22 protein-coding genes and 1 pseudogene are annotated in these 22,682 nt (G+C 35.3%); 10 read left to right on the forward strand and 13 right to left on the reverse strand.

The genetic code is table 11. The features are described 5' to 3' along the window. The 3 genes from SAGCYANO_RS34025 to SAGCYANO_RS34035 all read right to left on the reverse strand — a co-directional run. Window positions 1-641: tryptophan 7-halogenase (locus tag SAGCYANO_RS34025; RefSeq protein WP_202224091.1), on the reverse strand; the 641-nt coding region annotated here is incomplete at its 3' end. A 115-nt stretch (window positions 642-756) separates the two neighbouring features. Further along, window positions 757-1,572 carry a cupin-like domain-containing protein gene (locus SAGCYANO_RS34030; protein WP_202224092.1) on the reverse strand — a complete coding sequence of 272 codons (816 nt, stop codon included), beginning with the start codon at window positions 1,570-1,572 and terminating at the stop codon, window positions 757-759. Between the two features lie 322 nt (window positions 1,573-1,894). Then, a complete protein-coding gene (locus SAGCYANO_RS34035; RefSeq protein WP_202224093.1) occupies window positions 1,895-2,812 on the reverse strand; it encodes an NHLP leader peptide family RiPP precursor in 918 nt (305 codons plus the stop codon). 363 nt (window positions 2,813-3,175) lie between these two features. On the opposite strand from SAGCYANO_RS34035, the gene SAGCYANO_RS34040 reads away from it, so the two are divergent. Then, window positions 3,176-3,391 carry a hypothetical protein gene (locus SAGCYANO_RS34040; RefSeq protein ID WP_202224094.1) on the forward strand — a complete coding sequence of 72 codons (216 nt, stop codon included), beginning with the start codon at window positions 3,176-3,178 and terminating at the stop codon, window positions 3,389-3,391. Window positions 3,392-3,494: 103 nt separating this feature from the next. On the opposite strand, the gene SAGCYANO_RS34045 is transcribed toward SAGCYANO_RS34040, so the two are convergent. Beyond that, window positions 3,495-4,433 (reverse strand): NHLP leader peptide family RiPP precursor, encoded by a 939-nt coding sequence (locus SAGCYANO_RS34045; RefSeq protein WP_202224095.1) that lies wholly within the window; start codon window positions 4,431-4,433, stop codon window positions 3,495-3,497. A gap of 268 nt (window positions 4,434-4,701) precedes the next feature. Here SAGCYANO_RS34045 and SAGCYANO_RS34050 point away from each other — a divergent pair, with 268 nt between their 5' ends. From SAGCYANO_RS34050 to SAGCYANO_RS34070, 7 genes are all read left to right on the forward strand, one after another. Next, the gene (locus tag SAGCYANO_RS34050; protein WP_202222798.1) at window positions 4,702-5,922 is read left to right on the forward strand and encodes an RNA-guided endonuclease TnpB family protein; all 1,221 of its coding nucleotides are present in this window, start codon (window positions 4,702-4,704) and stop codon (window positions 5,920-5,922) included. A gap of 157 nt (window positions 5,923-6,079) precedes the next feature. Next, window positions 6,080-10,303: a tetratricopeptide repeat protein gene (locus SAGCYANO_RS34055; protein WP_202224096.1), complete on the forward strand. Its 4,224-nt coding sequence runs from the start codon at window positions 6,080-6,082 to the stop codon at window positions 10,301-10,303. Further along, window positions 10,304-10,426 (forward strand): hypothetical protein, encoded by a 123-nt coding sequence (locus tag SAGCYANO_RS48405; RefSeq protein ID WP_255502810.1) that lies wholly within the window; start codon window positions 10,304-10,306, stop codon window positions 10,424-10,426. A 1,122-nt stretch (window positions 10,427-11,548) separates the two neighbouring features. Then, a complete protein-coding gene (locus tag SAGCYANO_RS48410; RefSeq protein ID WP_255502812.1) occupies window positions 11,549-11,677 on the forward strand; it encodes a hypothetical protein in 129 nt (42 codons plus the stop codon). Between the two features lie 424 nt (window positions 11,678-12,101). Continuing rightward, complete coding sequence (locus SAGCYANO_RS34060) at window positions 12,102-12,731, forward strand: type I restriction endonuclease (RefSeq protein WP_202224097.1); 630 nt, start codon at window positions 12,102-12,104, stop codon at window positions 12,729-12,731. 23 nt (window positions 12,732-12,754) lie between these two features. Beyond that, a complete protein-coding gene (locus SAGCYANO_RS34065; protein WP_237396959.1) occupies window positions 12,755-12,943 on the forward strand; it encodes a hypothetical protein in 189 nt (62 codons plus the stop codon). A 140-nt stretch (window positions 12,944-13,083) separates the two neighbouring features. After that, a complete protein-coding gene (locus SAGCYANO_RS34070) occupies window positions 13,084-14,253 on the forward strand; it encodes an IscS subfamily cysteine desulfurase (protein ID WP_202224099.1) in 1,170 nt (389 codons plus the stop codon). A gap of 301 nt (window positions 14,254-14,554) precedes the next feature. Here the strand turns inward: SAGCYANO_RS34070 and SAGCYANO_RS34075 are convergent. After that, window positions 14,555-15,710: pseudogene (locus tag SAGCYANO_RS34075) on the reverse strand (RNA-guided endonuclease InsQ/TnpB family protein). 112 nt (window positions 15,711-15,822) lie between these two features. On the opposite strand from SAGCYANO_RS34075, the gene SAGCYANO_RS34080 reads away from it, so the two are divergent. Further along, the gene (locus SAGCYANO_RS34080) at window positions 15,823-16,146 is read left to right on the forward strand and encodes a hypothetical protein (RefSeq protein ID WP_202224100.1); all 324 of its coding nucleotides are present in this window, start codon (window positions 15,823-15,825) and stop codon (window positions 16,144-16,146) included. A 302-nt stretch (window positions 16,147-16,448) separates the two neighbouring features. Here the strand turns inward: SAGCYANO_RS34080 and SAGCYANO_RS34085 are convergent, their stop codons facing one another. From SAGCYANO_RS34085 to SAGCYANO_RS34105, 6 genes are all read right to left on the reverse strand, one after another. Continuing rightward, window positions 16,449-17,636 carry a glycosyltransferase family 4 protein gene (locus tag SAGCYANO_RS34085; protein WP_202224101.1) on the reverse strand — a complete coding sequence of 396 codons (1,188 nt, stop codon included), beginning with the start codon at window positions 17,634-17,636 and terminating at the stop codon, window positions 16,449-16,451. Window positions 17,637-18,388: 752 nt separating this feature from the next. Continuing rightward, on the reverse strand, window positions 18,389-18,496 hold the full coding sequence (locus SAGCYANO_RS50935) for a hypothetical protein (RefSeq protein WP_375340047.1): 108 nt from the start codon (window positions 18,494-18,496) through the stop codon (window positions 18,389-18,391). Between the two features lies 1 nt (window position 18,497). Next, entirely contained in the window at window positions 18,498-18,794 is a 297-nt protein-coding gene (locus SAGCYANO_RS34090; RefSeq protein WP_202224102.1) for a PIN domain-containing protein, read from the reverse strand. Then, the gene (locus SAGCYANO_RS34095) at window positions 18,791-19,093 is read right to left on the reverse strand and encodes a hypothetical protein (RefSeq protein WP_237396962.1); all 303 of its coding nucleotides are present in this window, start codon (window positions 19,091-19,093) and stop codon (window positions 18,791-18,793) included. The genes SAGCYANO_RS34090 and SAGCYANO_RS34095 overlap by 4 nt, the downstream gene beginning before the upstream one ends. Before the next feature lie 86 nt (window positions 19,094-19,179). Then, window positions 19,180-19,461 (reverse strand): hypothetical protein, encoded by a 282-nt coding sequence (locus SAGCYANO_RS34100; RefSeq protein WP_202224103.1) that lies wholly within the window; start codon window positions 19,459-19,461, stop codon window positions 19,180-19,182. Window positions 19,462-19,567: 106 nt separating this feature from the next. Further along, window positions 19,568-19,762, reverse strand: a complete 195-nt coding sequence (locus SAGCYANO_RS34105; protein WP_202224104.1) for a hypothetical protein — start codon at window positions 19,760-19,762, stop codon at window positions 19,568-19,570. A 288-nt stretch (window positions 19,763-20,050) separates the two neighbouring features. On the opposite strand from SAGCYANO_RS34105, the gene SAGCYANO_RS34110 reads away from it, so the two are divergent. Then, complete coding sequence (locus SAGCYANO_RS34110) at window positions 20,051-20,791, forward strand: EF-hand domain-containing protein (RefSeq protein ID WP_255502816.1); 741 nt, start codon at window positions 20,051-20,053, stop codon at window positions 20,789-20,791. Between the two features lie 193 nt (window positions 20,792-20,984). Here SAGCYANO_RS34110 and SAGCYANO_RS34115 read toward each other — a convergent pair whose 3' ends face one another. Together SAGCYANO_RS34115 and SAGCYANO_RS34120 are read right to left on the reverse strand one after the other, a co-directional pair. Continuing rightward, entirely contained in the window at window positions 20,985-22,151 is a 1,167-nt protein-coding gene (locus SAGCYANO_RS34115) for a hypothetical protein (RefSeq protein ID WP_202224106.1), read from the reverse strand. 347 nt (window positions 22,152-22,498) lie between these two features. Continuing rightward, on the reverse strand, window positions 22,499-22,678 hold the full coding sequence (locus SAGCYANO_RS34120) for a hypothetical protein (protein WP_202224107.1): 180 nt from the start codon (window positions 22,676-22,678) through the stop codon (window positions 22,499-22,501). Window positions 22,679-22,682 lie beyond the last annotated feature (4 nt).

Raw genomic sequence — 22,682 nt, forward strand, 5'->3', positions numbered from 1 at the left:
GCTTGGTTAATTAATAATCCTCTAAAACCAGAACAATCAATAAATAATTCCCCTTCAATATCTCCATGATTTTCGGTTTTCAGAGACTTAATAAAACCTTGTTCAGTTAAGTTCACATCTTGAACTTTATCAACAATGTGATTAACTCCCCTTGAAATAGCCTTTTCTTTTAAATAAGTAGCTAATAATCCTGCATCTAAATGGTAGCCATAATCAAGTTTTCCTTTGTAATCATCTTCAGTCCCTAATTTCGGAGATTTTTGAGCTAAACAAATAGGAACTTCTTTATGATAACTTTGTAAGTCAAAATCTGGATTATTAAGTTTTTTATCTACTACATAATGAGATAACTCTAACCCATTAACTTCAGGTAATTCGTTAAAAGGATGCCAGAAAACATCATTTTTTCCTAACCAGTTAACAAATTTTATAGCGATTTTAAAAGTCGCATTACAGCGAGTCATCCATTCTGTTTCATCTAAATCTAAAGATTTAAAAGTTTCTCGAACATTTTGAATGGTAGCTTCTCCAACTCCTACAGTGGGAATGTCAGAAGATTCAATCAGGGTAATGTTACATTTTGGCTTTTCAGGACCTGCTTTATAATCTAAAAAGTTATTAAGTACAAAGCTGATAACCAACCTGCTGTTCCCCACCGACAATAGTAATTTTAGTGATTGGTTTAGTCATTATTTATTTGTTTTTCAAAACAACAAGATTTTAATTGGGAATGAGAATTAACTAAAATAGGAAAGTTTAAAGCTTAATATTTAAGGCATTAGACTTTGTCGATTTCAGTTTACTCAATGAGAAAGAAAGACTCGAATCAGATACAAGATTAAGTTGACTAAGTTGACTATTTACCGTTGCTTTTTGTTTTGTATTTAATCGTGATTTACGCTGCTCTAAACTATTTTCAAGATTGTAAAGAATAGAGTTAAAACCGTAAGCAATTGCTTGTATTAGATTAAATAAATTATAGGTAATCGCAATGGAATCAGAGACATTACAAACCTGATGTAACCATTTGGCTGGTAAATACACCATTTCTCCTGCTTGAAGATCAAACTCATAATAAACATCTACTTTTTCTTTTAGTTCAGAAGTATTAGGTGTAAATTCATCTAAGTAATCTTCAAGTTTTTGCCCTTCTTGAGGATCGACTACAAACCAACGTTTAACTCCCTTGACTAATCCCATCCAATTAGGAGTATTACAGACATCAATATGAAGTTGACTTCCTGTGTTTGCATAACCAATTAAAATACGAGGATAAATAGGACGCAAAGATAAAGGAATCATATTTAACCACTGAGGATTTTGTAAACAGGATGGAATCTTAATTTCCTCCAGCATTTCGGGATGGGTCAGAGGAAACAACCATTCATCCGCTTGATATTCTAGGGTAGTAATATTGAGTTTTTTCCGAATTTGAGGTAAATGATTAGGCTGACATTTTTGCCAAATTTCGGTTTTAGGATCTCGAATTTGAACTTTGTTTAAATTTCCTCGATCTTCTCCCTTATAAGGAATCTTTTTAAATAAGTTAAATCCCAAGTATTTGCACCCCATTGACTAACACACCCTCGAATAATACAAGGTTTTTGATTCCAATAATCCTTGACAAAACAACTCTGAAAAGTAGTTTCATAATCAAGATAATCAATATTTTTTTGCATTATATTTCTGATAATTTTGACATGACTAAGCTTAATAGCAGGGGAAGAAAGCAATTTTATTCTTACTTCTCCCCACTTAATATTAGATAGTCAATCTATTCAGTATTTACCAACCAATAGACCAACAACGTAAGACACTACTTCTTCTTCAATAGTCTGTTTAGGACTTTGGATTAATTTTTGTTTAAAGGTGTTGTCTTGGCTAGCTTTTACCTCTAAAATTTAGCACGGTAAATAGGTATAGTAGGAGTCCGCCAAGGACGACGAAACCAACGACGAGTACGGATACGGAACCAACGACGACGACGACGCCAACCACCAGTAACTGACATCATTTCTTCCGATTCCACTTCCTCTTCTGAGGGTAAATGTGGTATGATAAAATAAGATGTATTAGAAGTTTCTTCCAGAACTTCTACTTCAACCCAAGAAGGAAGAGTGAACCCTAATTCTTCTTCAATAGTCTGCTTAGGACTTTGGATTAATTTTTGTTTAAAGGTGTTGTCTTGGCTGGCTTTTACCTTTAAAGCACTTAAGGGATCGCTTTCTTCTCCTTCTTGGGTATTCATTTCATCTTCTAAAAGAATATAGCGTTGAAAATCAGTTTCTTCCTTGACTTGGATTTCTTGATTCTCATCCGCTACAATACCAATCTGTGCCAAAGTAGATTTCGGTTCACTTAACAAGTTTTGTTTAAAGATAGGATCTTGCCATGACCGTTCAATCACATACTGCATATCCGGTTGAGGTGGAATTACCAAATAACGAGTATCAGCAGTTTCCTCAACTACAGTAACTTCAACATTCTCAGGAATAGCTTGGCCTAATTCTTCGCTTAAAACTGTTTTAGGATTAGCTAACAAAGCTTGTTTAAATGCCTCATCCTGCATAGCTTTACTGCGGACATATTCTAATAAAGTCTCAGCACCTTTGTCAGGTGAGCCTTCCACAGGAATTACGATATAACGATGAGCATCCGTTTCAGCAACAGCAATGAAATTAATTCCTTCGGGTAGGGTAATTCCTTCTTGTTGCAAGGTAGCAAGAGGATTATCGAGTAAACTTTGCTTAAATTGGGGTTCACGCCATGCTTTTTCATAGATAGGCGTTAAACCAGTTGGACTTTCTTTCATTTTTTGATTGATTACAATTGCTTAATGTGTAGATTTAGTTTTTTAATCTACATTGCTTTGATTTTTAATGCAATCTACTTAAGATTTTTCAAGGATTGCGATCGCCCTTCGTTAGAAAAGAGGAGGAGACGGCAGGATGGCAAGGATTTAACCTTATTATTAAGTTAATAAGGTTCACAAAAAGTGCCAACAACTCATCTCACAGAGCTGCCGAGGCAAAATTGCCAAAGCTGATGCAGACCAACTTCAGAATTTATCAGGAATTGATAATAGCTTCGGAAAATTTTTGTCAGAAAACAGACTCGAACAGAAGTGGGAAAAAACGCCCCATCAAAAGCACCTTGGAAAAGCTAGACCTGATTAGTGGCAAGCCAAGGGGCTGAAGTTACAAAAGAGAGTCGTCGGAGTACACTCAAAAAAAAGTGTTTCCTATTGATGAGTGCCAACGACTCGTATCATAGAGCTGAGGAAGATACCAAGACCCTCACAGGGATAGAAGTCAATAGAAGACGACCCTGGTTTGTTGTCCTGGGTAAACGCCCAACATTTTGCCGAGACGTTTACCTGTTTGGGGAATAAACATAGTGGGTTCTAGAACATCTTCCTTCAGGTGAGAGAACCACAGCAACTTTATGAAGTGCTAGACTGGATATCTCTATGATGGAAAATTCCTAATAAGTATTTACCACCCGATAGACCAACGGCGTGTGCCACTACGGCTTGTATAACCGATACCGCCGCTACGTCCAAGGCGAACACCCCAGCTACCACGAGCACGAATCCAACGACGACGACGACGCCAACCACCAGTAACAGCCATTATTTCTTCTGATTCTACTTCCTCTTCTGAGGGTAAATGTGGTATTATAAAATAAGATATATTGGGAGTTTCTTCCAGAACTTCTACTTCAACCCAAGAAGGAAGAGTGAACCCTAATTCTTCTTCAATAGTCTGCTTAGGACTTTGGATTAATTTTTGTTTAAAGGTGTTGTCTTGGCTGGCTTTTACCTTTAAAGCACTTAAGGGATCGCTTTCTTCTCCTTCTTGGGTATTCATTTCATCTTCTAAAAGAATATAGCGTTGAAAATCAGTTTCTTCCTTGACTTGGATTTCTTGATTCTCATCCGCTACAATACCAATCTGTGCCAAAGTAGATTTCGGTTCACTTAACAAGTTTTGTTTAAAGATAGGATCTTGCCATGACCGTTCAATCACATACTGCATATCCGGTTGAGGTGGAATTACCAAATAACGAGTATCAGCAGTTTCCTCAACTACAGTAACTTCAACATTCTCAGGAATAGCTTGGCCTAATTCTTCGCTTAAAACTTTTTTAGGATCAGCTAACAAAGCTTGTTTAAATTCCCCATCCTGCATGGCTTTACTACGCACATATTCTAATAAAGTCTCAGCACCTTTGTTGGGTGAGCCTTCTACAGGAAGTACCATATAACGATGAGTATCAGTTTCAGCAACAGCAATGAAATTAACTCCTTCGGGAAAGGTCATTCCTTCTTGTTGCAAGGTAGCAAGAGGATTATCAAGTAAATTTTGCTTAAATTGGGATTCACGCCATGCTTTTTCATAAATAGGCGTTAAAGCAGTTGGATTTTGTTTCATTTTTGATTGAGTAGAATTGCTTAACTAGATTTATTAGTTAGCTACTATACAACTACTTTTATTGGAACTGCAATATAATTAATATTTTATTTAGTATTTTTACACTAATTCATAAATACTTGTTAAGTACCTAAACAAAATTATTTACCGGAAAATTGGGGTAGGTGCCTCCCCCTTTGAGGGGGACTTTTTAATGTATATATTAGTTGCAGATATGCTGAACTGTGTGCTATATTTTTATCGTAGCATTAAAAGATAAAACATTTCTATGCTCATCTATGAAATGAAGTTGCAAGGCACACAAGGCCAGTATAATCAGCTAGACTCAGCCATTAGGACTGGTCGATTTGTGCGCAATAGCATTATCCGAGCATGGATAGACAGAGAAGTTAAAAGTCGTAACGATGCCTACAAATACTGCACAAAACTAGCACACAATCCTAAATTTCCCTGGGCCAAGCAACTTAACTCCATGGCAAGACAAGCTCATGCTGAGAGAGCATGGGCAGCAATAGAAAGATTCTATCAAAACTGTAAAGCTAATGTTGCTGGTAAGAAGGGTTTTCCCAAGTTTAAAAAATACCAAATTAGAGACTCAGTAGAATACAAAACTAGCGGATGGAAACTATCAGAAGATAGACGCTATTTAACTTTTACTGATGGCTTCAAAGCAGGTACTTTTAAGCTTTGGGGTAGTCGAAACCTTCATTTCTATCAAATCAATCAAATCAAACGAGTCAGAGTTGTCAGAAGGTATGATGGCTACTATGCTCAATTCTCAATCGACCATACTAGAGAGGAGAAGAAAAATCTTACAGGAACTCAGTTAGGAATAGACTTAGGTTTAAATCATTTCTACACTGACTCAGCTGGTGAAAAAGTAGATAATCCGAGATTTTTGAGACAAGGTGAACGTAAAATCAAGAAACTACAACGTCGCCTTTCTCGTACTCAAAAGGGTAGTCAAAATAGGAGTAAAGCTAGGAATAGGTTAGGTAGAGCGCATCTAAAGGTTTCACGCAGACGTAACGACTGGGCAGTTAAATTAGCGCAGCGCGTCATACAATCTAACGATTTGGTAGCGATAGAAAACCTGAAAGTGCGTAACATGATGAAAAACCATAAGTTAGCGAAGTCCATAGCAGATGCAGCATGGTACAGGTTTAGAGAATGGTTGGAGTATTTTGGCAGAGTCTATGGTGTGCCTGTAGTAACAGTAGAACCTGCATATACTTCTGTAAATTGTTCAAGTTGCGGTGAGAAAGTTGTGAAGACCCTCAGCACTAGGACTCATCAATGTCCACACTGTGGTTATGTTGCCGACAGGGACGAGAATGCAGCTATCAATATACTCCAATCAGCATTAAGAGAATTAGCAACTACCCTGGGGCACAGGGAAAGTCACGCCTCTGGAGAGAACGACCTCTGCTTGGTTGAGGAAACTCAGGCAAGTAAGCCGACTCGAGGAAAGAGGAAAGTCCCGCAGTGATGTGGGAATCCCCTCGCCTTTAGGCAGGGGAGGATGTCAAATGAAAAATAGTATTGTGTTAAACTATTTGTGATTATCAAAATCAAAGAGTAATAAAGTCAATGTATGTCACTCCCTGCTGTTTTACATCCTGATATAGTTGAATTTCTCCGAAAAGATGCGGAAAGTAATTTACAAAAAAAAAGTATGGGAATGTATTAAAAAACTAAAGCAGCAAAAATTTGATAGTGGGTTACGAGTTAAAAAGCTGAAGGGGATAAATAAAAGAGTATGGGAAGCTAGAATTAATAGTGCTAGTCGCTTAATTTTTACCTACAATAAATCATCAGAACCAGAGACAGGAAAAATGCAAGTTTATCTGGCAATTCAAGATATTTGTGTAGACCATGATGATGTATCACGACGTGCTAAAGCGAGGAAGAAAAGTCCTGATTCAGAATGGTTAGAAACAGAAGAAGTAGAAGTGGTTTTAGAAACTAGCAATTTTCAAAACCAGAATAATTACAGCGATGAAAATAATCAATACTCAGCAGTAGAACAAACAAATATTGAAATAGTAGAAGCTCTAAAGTTGGAACTCAATTCAGATTTGACAGATGATGAGTTGTTAGGAAATATTCAGTGGCGAGTATTAGAGTCAGAAGCGGAATGGCAAAAGGCAATTATTGAGCAAAATACAGATTTACCTTTAAAGCTGACAGCAGAAGAGTATGAACTTGCTAGACTCTCAGGAAATCTTTTATTAAATGGTAGTGCTGGTACAGGTAAAACCACAGTTGCATTATATAGAATGCTGCAAAAAAGAAAGTATAACAATTCAGGGAAACGTTTATATATTGCCTATAATCATTTGCTAGTTAATCACGCAAAGGAACAGTTTGATAAAATAGTCGCAGATAGTGAATTAGAAAAAGCAGAAAATAATCAAATAAGTCAAATAATTTTTGAGTTTAAAAATCTTCAGGAACTATGTTTGGAAATTCTGAGTAACTATCATCAAGAATATTACGTTCAAGATGAAGTAAATTATCAAGTTTTTTCGGAAATTTACAAAGCACACCCTCGAAAAAAACAATATTCAACAGCTTTAGTATGGGAAGAAATTAGAAGTGTTATTAAGGGTAAACAGTTAGCTACTACAGAAGATGTTTTATCTGAAAAAGCTTATGAAGAAATTAGTAAAAATAGTATGGTTTGTCTGGAGGAAAAGCATCGCAGAGAAATATATAATATTGCAAAGTGGTATCAGAAAAAGCTGCAAAAAGAAAAATTATATGATGAAATAGATTTAGTTAGACAAGTGTTGAGATTGATTGAAAATAATTATAGTGAAAAATATGATTTGATTGTTTGTGATGAGGTACAAGATTTAACAGAAATACAATTAGAGTTATTGTTTAATTTAGTGGGTCCTAATGGCAATTTGTTTTTTGCTGGAGACTCCTATCAAATGATTAGTCCTAGTGGTTTTCAATGGGAAAAACTCAAACATAAATTTTATCCTCACAGAAAAGTAGATAGACAAACTTTAAAATTTAATTTTCGTAGTGTAGGAAGCTTAGTTAATTTAGCCAATCAACTACTAAAATTACGTTCTCGATACTTGGCAGAATCAACAGAAAGTTACTCTACGACAAACAGTAGCAATGGTCAATTAGCTAGGATGATTTCAGCAGATTGTTCAACATTAATCAAAACATTAAAAGAAACATCTTTATATCCTGGTGATGCTATTTTAGTCAGAAAAGAATCAGATAAAGAAAAAATTAGATCCGAACTAAATTCTAGTTTTGTTTTTACAATTGAAGAAATAAAAGGATTAGAATTTGATACAGTTTTTCTCGTAGAATTTTTTCAGCCTACAAAAAAACTTTGGGGTAAAGTCATACGAGGTAGCTTATTAAAAGAAAAAGAAAAACCAGCATTTAAACTAGAATTAAATTTACTTTATGTAGCAATTACCCGTGCTAGTAGAATATTAAATATTTGGGAATCACAACTTAGTGCACTCTGGCAAGAACCAGAATTAACAGGTTTATTTCAATCAATAATTCCCGAATTAGTAAGAAGCGATCGTGTAAATCCTAGTTCAGAAACATGGCGTAAACAAGGAGAATATTATTTGAAAGCAGGATTCTATCAACAAGCAAAAGAATGCTTTACTAAATCCGGCGATCTAATTTTAGAAAAACAAGCTCAAGCCAAATTATTAGTTCAAAAACAAGCTTATGAAGAAGCAGCAAAAATATTTTTTGAACTAAAAGAATGGCAAGAAACTGCACTACTATTGGAGAAATTAAAAAAATGGCAATCAGCAGCAAGATGTTGGGCAAAAATTGGAGAAAAACAGAGGCAAAAAATTTGTGAAGCTTACAACTTAGAAGAAAACTTAGAATGGTTAGCAGCAGCAAAAAAATGGCAAGAACTCGAAAACTTTGCTAATGCTAAACGCTGCAAGATGAATATTCCCGAAAAAAAAGCAGAATACCAAGCTATTCAATTTGAAAATAAAAAACAATGGCTTAAAGCTGCTTATGAGTATGACTTAGCAAAAATTCCTCGGAAAGCCGCATTGTGTAGAGCCAAAGAATTTGAAAATAAAAAACAATGGGAAAAAGCTATTATTCAATATCAAATAGCAGGAATGAAAGAAAAAGCCAAAAACTGTAGGGTTCGAGGAGTAAATGAACTACATAAACAAGGACTGATTAAACTACAAAAAAGAGATAATATTGGCGCTCTAGAAAACTATAACCGAGCAATAATACTAGATCCAAATAATCATCAATTTTACAATAACAAAGGTATTATAATGGCTCAATTGGGAAACTTCAAGGCAGCAATAGCAAATTTTCACAAAGCATTAAAACTTGAACCAAAAGACCCCCAAAGTTATCATAATTTAGGGGCAGCTTATGCAGAATTAGGCAAATTTAATCAAGCCATAAATCTTTTTTATCAAGCTCTGAAACTTAATCCTCAAGACTCTCAAATTTACCATAACTTAGGAGTAGTTCGTTTTAAAGCAGGAGACGCAAAAGGAGCAATAGCAGATTACGATCGAGCAATAAAATTTAATCCCACAAAAATCGAAGCTTACTATAATCGAGGTATTGCCCGTCGTTTCCTTGGAGACCAGCAAGGTGCAATTGATGATTTCACCACATTATTAAAACTAAATCCTCAAGTTGTAGATGCTTATATACAACGAGGTAATGTTAGGTTTAATATGAAAGATATAAAAGGAGCGATGGCCGACTTCAACGAAGCAATTAAACTTAATCCTAAACATCCTGAAGCCATTTACAACCGAGCTATAGTCCGTCGTTTGATGCGAGATAACAATGGCTCCCTAGAAGATTTTAACCAGGTGATACAAATTAATCCTAACTATGTGGATGCTTATATCAAACGAAGTATAGTTCGTTTCGATCTCGGAGAGCATCGCGGTGCTTTAGAAGACTTAAACCGTGCAGTACAACTTCAACCCAAAAATGCAGAAGCTTTTTATCATCGAGGTAACACTAAGCGAAGTCTGGGAAACTTTCCTGGAGCAGTCGCTGATTTTCAGACCGCCATAAATCTCAACTCCCAATATCATCAAGCTTATAACGACCTTGGCATTGTACGTCTGAGAATGGGAGATATAAAAGAGGCAATGAAAGACTTTGAAGCAGCTATACAAATTAATCCTAACTATGCTGAGGGTCATAATAACCGAGGCTTTACCAAATTTAGATTAGGAGATATAGAAGGGGCAATGAAAGACTTTGAGATAGCTCTAAAAATTAATCCTAACTATGCCGAAGCACATAATAATCTCGGAAATGCTCGCTTTCAAACAGGAGATTTTCAGGGAGCTATTTATGAGTTTGGCGAGACTATACGTATTAATCCCAACTATGTTCCTGCTTATAATAATCGAGGTTTAGCTCGTTTGAAATTAGGAGGTTTTTCTGAGGCGATCGCTGATTGTCAAGCAGCGCTAAAAATTAACCCTAACTATGCTTTGGCCTACTATAACTTGGGCTTAATTCACTGTGAAATGGGAGATTTGCAGCAAGCGATCGTAGACTATAATGAAGTATTAAAATTGTATCCGAGAAAAATAGACGCTTATATTAACCGAGGGTTAATTCATATGAAGTTAAAAGACTATGCTCAAGCGGTTAAGGATCAAAGCAGTGCTATAAATATTAATCCGAATCTCGGTCGCGCTTATTGTTGTCGTAGTGAAGGATATATGAAGTTAGGAAATATTCAAGCGGCTCTTGATGATTTACATAAAGCAGCAGAAATTTATCAACAACAAGGAAAGAGAGGAGAATACGAAAAGATTATCAAGACTATTAATAGTATGAAAGATGATAGCGATCGATAGGTGGGGAGATGGGGAGATGGGGAGATGGGGAGATGGGGAGATGGGGAGATGGGGAGATGGGGAGATGGGGAGATTCGTATATTTGCACAATTTTTCGTATTTCATATTAATACTGGAGTTTAGACTAAATAGTTGAAAATGGGCGATCGGTAGTTTTGATACCAAAACGTATGCTAAGACTATTTGAGCTGCTGTGAGAATCCTTAAAACCCTGATTAATTCCTAGACACTACACCTCAGAAGTTGATGGCCTGCAAAATTTATCTAAAAAATGGGTGGCTAAAATTAAATTATAGTAAGAGTTTCAGCCTTAGCGCACAAATCCTTACCGTTACTACTGATCGCCCGTACTGATAACTGAAATGACCCTACCTTTACAGAGAATGTCAATGGGGTTGGTGGCGTGAAAATTCCCATCGACCCCATTCTCAGTCCCGATAACTACTGACTACTAATTACTGACTACTGACTAATTATTCAAAAATTTTTGTCAGCCAAAAGTATGATTTTTTTCTGCTTGATAGTCATAGCTACTAAATCTTTGTGATTCTCTCTCCTCCTGTACTTTGCTAATCGGACGGCTGCTCTACCTGACTATTCCTGACTTAACCTATTTGATGAAGAATTTTGATTTTTTTCTCCTCTGTATATTCTCTAGATAGTGCAAAGTTCATCGTTTTTTTGGAGAACTTTGTACTCTTCAGTATATTCTCTATTTTATTAAAATTATAATCTTCAGTTTTTTATATATTTTAACAATAAAATAAATCCATTTTATTTGCTCAATTCAATAGCGTACAATAAAAATAGAGAGCAAGAAACACCTAGTCGTCTGCCAAACTTCTTTAGTGTGTTTTTGCCCTCATTTCATTAACTTTTACGGTATTTAGATATCGGCTTTTACACCAATATTTTTGGTAAATACTGAAAATAGTGTTAATAAAGAAGTGTTATGATTACGCTTCTACAATTCCTATTTTACCACAGTTTTTAGCTTTCACCATAATATTAATAGACATAAAAGTTTATATTCTAATACTCTAAAAGGCTTACTCTCATTAAATTTCAGTTAATTCTATGAAAAGTACAAGTACTACGCCTGCTAGGGAAAAAAAGAATAGGACTTTAATCCAGTCATTTTCAAAACCGATTGTTAATCCGCAACTAATTTCAAAAAAGGAAGATAAACTTTTATGTAGAACTATTCGTTTTACTACCACACTTTTATTCTTTCTGAATCAATTGATGTCGTATAGTATTGCAATTGAAATAGACCAAGGTAATATCAGAAGAATAGAAATGAGCCAAAAATCTAGTAAATTGATAGAAAAAGTTGTTAACTTTATTTTTGGTGAAGATGATGTAAATAGTTAACAATAATAGTTAATTTCAAAACTGGCGTTATATGTGCTATATTCAGTGAAAATAAAATTTAAACTGAATATAGCATAGAATATAAAGATAGTTTTTTAGTAAAAAAATAATTATGTAAATTTTCTTTTAATTGGAATTTAGACTAACTAATTATTCGTAACATTCCTTTTTTTATCAGGAAAGGCAGAGGGCAGGAGGCATTTATGCAGAAGAGAATTCTGACAACTGATAACTGATAACTGAAATTACTCCAGCTCCCGCTGCTCGTGACCTCTAGGGAACAAGGGTATAATACCCCATCGTCAGCGAGGGTGTCTACAATTGATTGGAGTCAGAAATACCATCCAATTGTTCCTTCTGCCTTCTGCCTTCTGCTTTCTGCCTTCTGCCTTCGTTGATTGGTATAGTACAACAGACGAAAAATATGACAGCAATTATCCAAGCAAATAAACTAAATATGATTGATGTTGAGCATAAATTTAGTCTCAACCAAACAGATGATATTCAATTTTTTAGAGAATGGCTTGATAATTTACCCGAGATAACCGATATAGAAAAACAAGTATTAGACCGAGCAAAATCAAATTATTTGAATGCCATTAAACATCGGGAAATTTCAGAAAATTTGGTAAAAATGACAGTAATTGCTCCCTTACTTGCTTGGGCAGATTTTTATCAACTTCCTTTTGATATTGTAGATGAAAATTCTATTGATATTTCTGTGGAAACACAGGATGAACTTATTAAAGGTCGGATTGATATAATAGTTTTTAAACATCACCTGTGGTTATTAGTAATTGAGTCAAAAAATGCTGGATTATCTATAATTAATGGTATCCCTCAAGCCCTCACTTATATGATGGCTAATCCTCATCCGAAAAAACCAATTTTTGGATTAGTAACCAACGGAGATGATTTTCAATTTATCAAATTAGTCAAACAAAATTTACCTCAATATGCTTTATCTAAAAAATTCACAATTTCTAATCCCCAAACTAATGAACTTTATCATGTACTCAGTATCTTAAAAGGATTAGGTCAAGTTATCAATTAAACATTTCCAAGAATAAAAAATCGGTGGTGGTGCATAGTAATGGTAGAGAGAGTGTGGGGGGATGGGGAGATGGGGAGATGGGGGATGGGGGGATGGGGAGTGTGGGAGAAATTAAAAATATATATCCTCACCATTACCATGCAGGACTACCAAAAAATCAAATCAATTATCGCACAGAAATTATCAATTATTCCCCTCCTGGGAGGGGTTAGGGGTGGGTTCCCTACTCCCTACTCCCTCTTTTCCGGAGAAGTCTATTCTTATATTTTCTGTTCCCTGTTCCCTGTTCCCTGTTTCCTGTTCCCTAGAGCAATAAAACTTTGTACCTCCAACGAAAACTGCTGTAATTATTATGTTAAAACGTCCTATATATCTCGACTGCAATGCTACTACTCCTCTTGATGAACGAGTATTAAAAACAATGTTGCCCTATTTCACCGAACATTTTGGCAACCCCGCCAGTGTTACTCATCAATATGGTTGGGAAGCAGAGGCAGCAGTTAAAAAAGCTAGAGAAATTTTAGCTTCAGCTATTAATGCCACCCCCGAAGAAATTGTGTTTACCAGTGGAGCGACAGAAGCAAATAATTTAGCAATAAAAGGAGCCGCCGAAGCTTACTTCAATAAAGGTAAACATATTATTACTATTACCACCGAACATAACGCCGTTCTCGACCCCTGTACATATTTACAAAACTTGGGATTTGAAGTTACTTATTTACCGGTAAATACAGATGGAATTATTGATTTAACTTCCCTAAAAACTGCTTTACGTCCTGATACAATATTAGTCTCTGTTATGGCAGCAAATAATGAAATTGGCATCTTACAACCATTGGCAAAAATAGGAGAAATATGTAAAGAAAATTCCGTTATTTTCCATACTGATGCTGCACAAGCTATTGGGAAAATTCCTCTAGATGTGCAGACAATGAATATTGATTTACTATCATTAACCGCCCATAAAGTTTACGGTCCAAAAGGTGTTGGCGCTCTCTATGTGCGTCGTCGTCATCCCAGGGTAAAATTAGCACCTCAAATACATGGCGGCGGTCACGAAAGAGGAATGCGTTCTGGCACTTTGTATACTCCCCAAATAGTCGGTTTTGGTAAAGCTGTGGAAGTGGCAATAGCAGAAATGGAGTCAGAGGCAAAACGGTTAACTACTTTGCGAAAACAGTTGTGGAAAAAGCTGCAAACAGTGGAAAATATTTTTCTCAACGGACATCCAACTCAGCGTTTGCCTGGAAATTTGAATATTAGTGTTGAGGGTGTGGATGGACAAGCATTGTTATTGGGGTTACAACCTGTGGTGGCAGTGTCTTCTGGTTCCGCTTGTACTTCCGCAAAAATAGCACCTTCCCATGTTTTGGCAGCTTTGGGGCGTTCAGAAAAATTAGCCTATGCTTCCGTGCGTTTTGGCATTGGGCGGTTTAATACTGCAGAAGAAATAGACTTGGTGGCCGAACACGCGATCGCTACTATTACATCTTTACGTCAAGTAAGTAGAAGTCAGGGCTAGAAAAGGATTTGGCCACGGATGCACGGATGGATGCACAGAGTCCGGTAGGGTTTTAATACAAAAATTTCCACTACTGTCTATTGCCTCCATACTTCTTTTCTGGAGATATTAAATGGCTGATGTCAAAAAATTATAACTATTGTCCAACAGATGAATCAAACTTCAATCTCTAGAAACTGAATCAAGCTGGTCTACGTTTCATGTAATTCCAGTTGCTGCTCTATAAAACTGATACAAAGCGTCACATAACGTTACAATTTGATGTTTACTTCCTGCTTCCACTGAGGCCGTTGGCGGTTACTCATCCACAGGCATTCACGGTCAAGCCGACCGCATCTCTTGAGTGCGTCTTACATTCTGAGGTTTCCTCAGAATTACGCACTCGCTTTCTTAAATTTATACTGGCATTTAAATCTCTATCCATTGATAAGCCACATTCTGGGCAATCATAAGTTCTCAGATTTAATGGCATATCTTGGACGTGACCACAGTTTGAGCAAGTCTTTGATGATGGAAAAAATCTATCAACTACCACTAGCTCAGAACCGTACCATTCACACTTGTACCCAAGCTGTCTCCTAAACTCATAAAATCACTATCTGCTAACTGATTTTCGCCAGCTTATGATTGGCTAACATTCCCCTCACATTCAAATCTTCAATTGACACACTGCCGTGGTTTTTGGCTAAGTATGTTGTCAATTTATGAAGTGCGTCTTTACGGATGTTAGCTACTTTTCCATGTAACCTAGCTATCTTCAGTTGTGCTGCCCTCCAGTTAGCAGAACCCACCTTTTTATGACGATTTAGGTATTGACATCTAGAGAGTTTAGCTTCAAATCTCTGATACGATTTCACACTTTCAAATACTTTTCCATCACTTAAAGTAGCTAAGGTTTTTACACCTAAATCTACACCTATGACATCAGTTGTTTTGGGTGTGGTTGTGGCATGAAATTCATAGCTACAACTGATATACCAATCCGAAGCTTGCCTACTAATGGTTATTTTTTTAGTTGTTGCTTCAATCGGTTCATAAGTTTTTACCCATCCAATGAAAGGTAATTTATGATCCCATCCATTTAATTCTATTGGCTTTCCACAATTATCAATTGTGTTTGCGTAGCATTCCGTAGGAAAAGAATCAGACTTACCTTTCTTCTTAAACCGTGGGCATTTACCCAATCCTTGAAAAAACCTTTTAAATGCTTCACCCAAGTTAATAAAAGCATATTGATAAACTTTAGATGACAAGTTTTTCATCCAAGGATAAAGTGGTTTTGTGTGATTGGTAAAAACCTCTCTCAACTTACGAGCATTTGGTTTATAGCTATCTTTATATGCCTGATTCCACAAACTTAAACCCCAGTTATAACACCAGCGTGAATAGCCAGCGTGTTGAGCCATCAGAGTTTTCTGTTTATTATTAAGTTTCAGCTTTGTTCTAATGGATTTCATTTATGGGTGAGTGCAGTCTGCCTAAAAGTATGTTTTTTAATGCATTATATCGTTATTCTCTGATTAAGTCAATGCTCCCGATCGCTCAATTGTGGAAATTAGGTCGAAGGTTATGCCTGTATCCAACTGGAAGTATATGCAGCAGGAATGGAATTCTTGGAATTATTTTGCACAGCGAAAATGGGATAAGTATGGTACGAATAATGAGGACGACCCCCTCGCTTCTGGGGATTTTATAGCTGAGGATATTTATGTGTGCGAACAACAACAACGGTCACTAAAGTCTCCTTATTTTTCTATTGGCGCGATCGCGAAAAATTTAGAACAATCAGTCTATCAATATCAAATAAATTTGCTAAATTATATGAAATCTTCAGAAAAGAAGTCAGGAGTCAGGAGTCAGGAGTCAGGAGGAGATAGAATCACAAAGATTTAGTAGTTATGACGATTGGAGATTTTTTTTATGTCCAATCAAACGAATTTGATATAGTATCATGTCCGGATAATAGGGCGATAAAAAAACTTTATCCCTTCTAATATCAAGTCTCATTAATTAGCCATAATAAATTAGCTATCTTTAGTCATCTTTAGATGACTTCTGCTATGCAGCCCAGAAATTTATTTCTTGGCTTGGCGGATGACTTGATATAAGCTTTTCTTCCCTTCTGCCTTCTGCCTTCTGCCTTCTGCCTTCTGCCTTCCTTCCTCCAAAGTGTAAGTATTCAACCAGACATGATATTACCAAACCACTTGCAACCTTTCTGCTGCTACTCTCTGATAAACCATATCTGTTTGTTTCGCTATCCTACCCCAACAGAATTTATACTCTAATTCCTCATAAGCATTACTAACCAATTTTTGCATATAATCAGAGTCTCTCAACACTTCCAAAATGCCTTGTGCTAAAGAAGCAGAATTACCAACTTTCGTAACAATACCTGTTCTACCATGGTCCACCACTTCTGGCAAACCACCCGTATCCGAAACCACCACAGGCACCCGCGCGGCAAAACTTTCTAGGGCAACAATACCAAAAGGTTCGTACAGACTGGGAAATACTGCACAGTCAGCGATCGCTTGAAACTTATCTAAATTTTCATCAGACATAAACCCAGTAAAATGAAACCATTCAGAAACTCCCAAATGCCATACTTCTTTTTTCCAAAGGTCTGTTTTTCCGCCACCGATCATAATAAATTTTACCCTGTCTCCCATTTCTTCAATTACTCTCGGCGCTGCATGAATTAACACAGAAAGACCTTTTTCTGGGGTCATCCTACCTAAATAGTAGACAATTTTTTCTCGATCCTCTGCAAAATGCCTGCGGAAACTTACTGCATCAAACTCATCTCGACTTGGTTTTTTTGCGGCACAAATACCATTATAAATTATATCTATTTTATCCCAAGGACTGTCTAAAGTTCTTGCTACTTCTACCTGCATATATTTAGAGCAAACAATTACTCGCCAAGCATTATAAACTAGCTCTTTTTCCTTTGCATTTATGTACTGTTGGCTATGATTATGAATACCATTGTGACGGCCATTTTCTGTGGCATGAATTGTAGCTATTAATGGTAGTTTAAAGATATGTTTCAGAGCGATCGCTGCATCAGTGACTAACCAATCATGGGCATGAATTATATCAAAATTTTTCTCTTCTTTTATTAGTTTACCTCCATGACGACCCATCGCTTCATTCATATTTGCTATCCAATGAAAGAAGTTTTGACTTGGTCCAACTGGCACTCTATGTACTTCTATTCCTTCCACAATTTCATACATTGGTGCTTCGCCAGACTTGACTGTGATTAAATGCACTTCATGTCCTAATTTCGCAATTTCTGGGTATAATTCTGCAACATGACGTGCTATGCCTCCAATAATTCTTGGCGGAAACTCCCAGCTTAATACAAGAATTTTCATTACTACATCACTCCCATTTTTTTACAATTCTTAATCTTTAGTTATTTTACTTCAAAGATTATTTTTAATATTTAATATTTTTCCCAATAAATAGAATCAATGCTTTAAGCTAAGTATTATTCACTATAACCTTATATTCTTGACAATGTGAGTTAATTCCGGTTAATTACTATACAAAAAAATATGCTTAATAATGCTACTTACCCAAGTAATATTTTTATCTCTAGACTATTTTATAAATTTTGTCAAGGCTATTAAATGACTGAAATACGAATTTGAACTTGTTAAAGAATTAGTATATGCATAATAATTTTACTTAATATTAATAACTATTATTCTATTATCTTTAAGATATCATTAATTTCCGCTAATTCACAATCTGAAACAATCAATAAAAATAAGTGTAAATATACAAATATTATGAATTATTAAAAATCATGAAGCAACTGCGATCGCTCTATTTAGCCTGTAAGTAATGCTCTGCATTTATCCCCTGAACTCTCAAAATATCAAAATCATAGAGACCAGAGCTAAATTATAAATTATTGCCGTTGCTGCGATGAATAGATCGGCATTTTATATTGTTCTTCCTTTTCGTCTCAGGTTTACATTAACTTCTGATGCTTTTTCGATAATTGATAAATTGTCTAACAATAAAATTGTAATTTCTTAACAAAACTCATTAAACACGGAAGCTTGAATCATCATATACTCCTGTAAATTGACTTTAATTAAACAGCGATTTTACTCTATTATATCTCTAACCAATTCTCTAATTTTATTCCTTCAATTCTTAACATATCAGAATCATTAGAAACCAGAGTTAAATTATGAATAATTGCCGTTGCTGCAATAAGTATATCAGCATCTTGGTATTGGTCTGCCTTTCCGCCTCAAATCTATATAAATTTCTGATGCTTTCTCAATAATTTCTAAATTGTCTAAGAATAAAATTGTAACTTCTTGACAAAATTCGTTAAACTGGGAGAGTTTTCGAGTAGCATTCACATATAATAATCCTCTTTTTACTTCATAAAAGGTAATACAGCTAATATAAGCATCTTCTTCTCTGACATCTACCTCCTGTAGTTTATCTATAATTTTTTGATTCCGATTCACAACTGCTGAAACTATGTTAGTATCTAATAGATAATTCACCTTTCCCATCTCCCTTCTACTGCAGCATTAAACATTTCTTTTTCTTCTGGGGTAAAATCATCAAGTATTGTCGATAATAATTCTGTTGCCATGACTCTCCTAACTCTTTTTTTCAGCCTTTCATCATTGAGAGGTAGGAGAATTTGAGGTGACACTCTATCTAATAAAGTCGAAAAAGTCTGAATAAGTTGATTTTTATCTAATTCTTGATAAATACTTTTGCTTTCCATTACTTGGTCAATTGCTTCTGAAATTCTTTTAAGAGCTGTATTCTTTTCCACGGAAGCTTGAGTCATCATCTCCTCCTATAATTTTTTGATTCTGATTTACAACTGCTGAAACTATATTAGCATCTAATAGATAATTCACTTTTCCCATCTCCCTTCTACTGCAGCATTAAACATTTCTTTTTCTTCTGGGGTACAATCATCAAGTATTGTCGATAATAACTCTGTTGCCATGACTCTCTTAACCCTTTTTTGAGCCTTTCATCATTGAGAGGTAGGAGAATTTGAGGTGACACTCTATCTAATAATTTCGAGAAAGTCTCAATCAGTTCATCTCGATCTAATTCTTGATAAATACTATCGTTTTCCATTGCTTGGTCAATCGTTTCTGAAATTCTTTTAAGAACTGTATTCTTTTCTGTAGAAGCTTGAGTCATCATGTCCTCCTATAATTTTTTGATTCTGGTTTACAACTGCTGAAACTATACTAATATTTAGTATATCACTTACCTTAATATCTCCCTTCTACTCCTGCATTAAACATTTCTATTTGCTCTGGGGGAAAATCATCAAAAATTCTATTGACATTACTCCTCTAACTTTTTTTGTCAGTCGTTCGTCATCTAGAGATATTGTTATTTTAAGTGACACTTTCTCTAAATTATTAGAGAAAGTCTGAATTAGTTCATCTCGATCTAATTCTTGATAAATACTTTTGCTTTCCATTACTCGAACAATCATTTATGATTTTTCTTGTAATAGCTGTATTATTTTTAGTATAAACTAGAGTCATAGCATTTATTATCCTCATTATTCAGATAAGTGAAAAAAGTTTTTGATTACTAGAAAAACTCTTGAATTATAGACTATTTCAAATGGGTAATTTTATTCTGCAATTCATCCTCTTTATTACTTTTGAGTGCAAATTAGTCCAAACTCAAGTATTATTTAATTGCACTAATCCGAACTTTGAACAGAGCATTGACCTAATCAAAGAATAACGGTATAACTTGAAAAAATACTTAAGTAATTTCTAAACAAACTACACAATTATCTCTTGATGAATTGAAACACGTCTTTGATTCATTTGATACTGATGGTAATGGCTCATTATCACCTGAAGAGGTAATGAATGTTCTGCGTTATCTGGGAATGAACCCAAGCACTGAAGATATAGATTCCATCTTCATTAGTACTGATAAAGATGTAAGCAATACGATTGAGTTTGACGAATTTTCTCAATGGATTTTAGATAAAGTCGATATAACTTCTAAAAACGATTTATTAGAGATTTTTCGCCTAATTGATTTGGATAACAACGGTACTATCTCAACTGATGAACTACGAGAGTTACTTTATGGGTTAAATATTAACGTCAGCGATCGCGAAATCGAAAGGTTGATGCAACAAGCTGATGTCAATGGTAATGGTCTCATTGAGTTCGATGAATTTGTCAAAAGTGGGGGTTTATGGACTCGTATTAAATTAACAGTTGGTGTGGTACGTTCCTTTTACATACAAGCAGAATTCGACTCACTCGCACGACAATATAATCAACTCATCCGTTTGTGGGTTCCCTGGTACGAAGAGAATCTTGGGGTAACGCTGGATAACTTACAAAATGAATTAGATGCGCCGAATATCCTTGAACTAGGTGGTGGCACTGGTAATCTTTCCGCTGCTGTGCTAGAACGCTACTCACAAGCCAATGTTCATGTTGTAGATAGTTCTAGTAAGATGATCGATTTTCTGATATTTTCCCGTTCCTGATATTTTCACCTCAGGCAGGGACAGGCAGGATGCCTGCACAAGGGAGGGCGAATGGTATTCGCCCCTACAGATGACTTATATTCATCCCACCCCTCAGCAATACCTTTTTTCTTGAGTCACTTGCACCTGCCCAAGAAGAAAATTTTTCTCCAACTAAAGGTAATCCTACACTTGCTAATTTCATTGCTTAAAACTATGATGAAAATTTCAATGCTTTAAATATTTTTGTTTCCCAATCTTCATAACGTTCAGGATAATTCAAAAGAAGTTTTGCTGCTTGATTGAGGATATCTTCTAGCAAAATATTATCTGGTATTTTTTCAATTTCACTATCATCTATTAAAGGTGTTTCATAACGCTGACAATCTGGTAATAATTCCTGAATGGTTAAAATAGCAATCTTTACAATACTTTTTAATAAAGGTTCTGCACAAATCAAATTAAAATCCGAAGATTTATGATTATTATTTGTATAGTCATTCCATGAATTTTTTGCTATGATTGTAATCTTTTCTTTTCTTTGAGTAGGAGTAAGTGTTTGATAGCAAGCATATACTCGTGCATACAAAGGCGGATGTTCGTCTCTAAAATCCACATCATAGGGTTTCTCTTTAAAACGAATCCCCATATCAATACAAGAAATATAATGAGCAATCCCACAGGTAAAAGTACCAAAAATATCACAGAATATTTCATTTAATCTTTCTGTATTCCAATATTCTAATGCTTCCTTGATTTTTTGTTTTTGCCGATCTTTACTTTCAGGATTTAATCGCCCTAATTCGCTGCTTAATTTATTAAAATGCGAGGAAACTGTTCGATAAAGTTGTTTGTCAATCTCCTCGAATTTCTGAAAAACATCATGCCCAAGTTCGTGGTAAAGTCCTGGTATTTCTAGTAGAGAAATAGCTTGCTGAGGAGGCGAAAAAATAATAGGATATTCTGGTGGTGATGGAATAATAGCTAGGGGTTCATCCGAACATATAATAATATCTTTTACCCAAAACATACTCAACCGTTTAGCACTTGAAAGTAAAAGTTCTCTTAGTGCTAAATCTGCACTATTTTCCTTTTGCAGTGCAGGAAGATAATTATAATTAATTGAATAAATAGAATATTCAAGAAGGTGAATTTGAGTAACTGCTTTATTAAGCAAGTTTTGCTGCCCAGTATTTTTATTTACAATTGACTTAAGACGCTTATGTGAAATCTGTGCATCTTTAAGTTGGTCTTGTAAATAGTTAATAAGCCATTGATGTTCTGCTTTTTTATGAGCAAGAGCTTGAAGCTCTTTGTTAATTCGAGAAAGAATAATAGCATATTCCGTCGTTTTTGCTTTTAGATACTCCAAATTAGCCATAAATCAACAAATTATTTTTGTGCAGTTGAGCAACTATAATGAACTTCTTACTTCCAACAATTAGGGAGGTTATATCCAACCTCCCTACTATTATGGTTAATCTATTAGACATCACAATTAACGGGAATAGAGTCTTCGAGCATTTTTGACAAATTCATTATCTAAGAATGATAAAATATCATCCATAATTGACAGAGATTCACTGTCTATTAGATCCGACGATTTAAGTTTAGTAGAAAGACTGTTTAAATCTTCTTGCCAATCTTCTATTGGTTTTTCGTCTTTTTCTATTTGCTGAACAAGCTTCTGAATATCACTTGGGATTTCATTTCCAGCAAGTGCAGATTCTAGACTAACAATAAAATCATAAATAATTTTTTGCTATTCAATATATCTTCCTCTGAAAATTCTAAATCAGCTTCTAAACCCGAAGCTTTCGCTTCTAATGCTAATGATGCTGTATTTAGCTCGCAAAGTAATTTTTGCTCCCGTTCCAGATGTCCAGATACGAACCCTAATTTACTCATAAGT

The organism is Okeania sp. KiyG1 (genome assembly GCF_014132355.1).
Lineage (GTDB): Bacteria > Cyanobacteriota > Cyanobacteriia > Cyanobacteriales > Microcoleaceae > Okeania.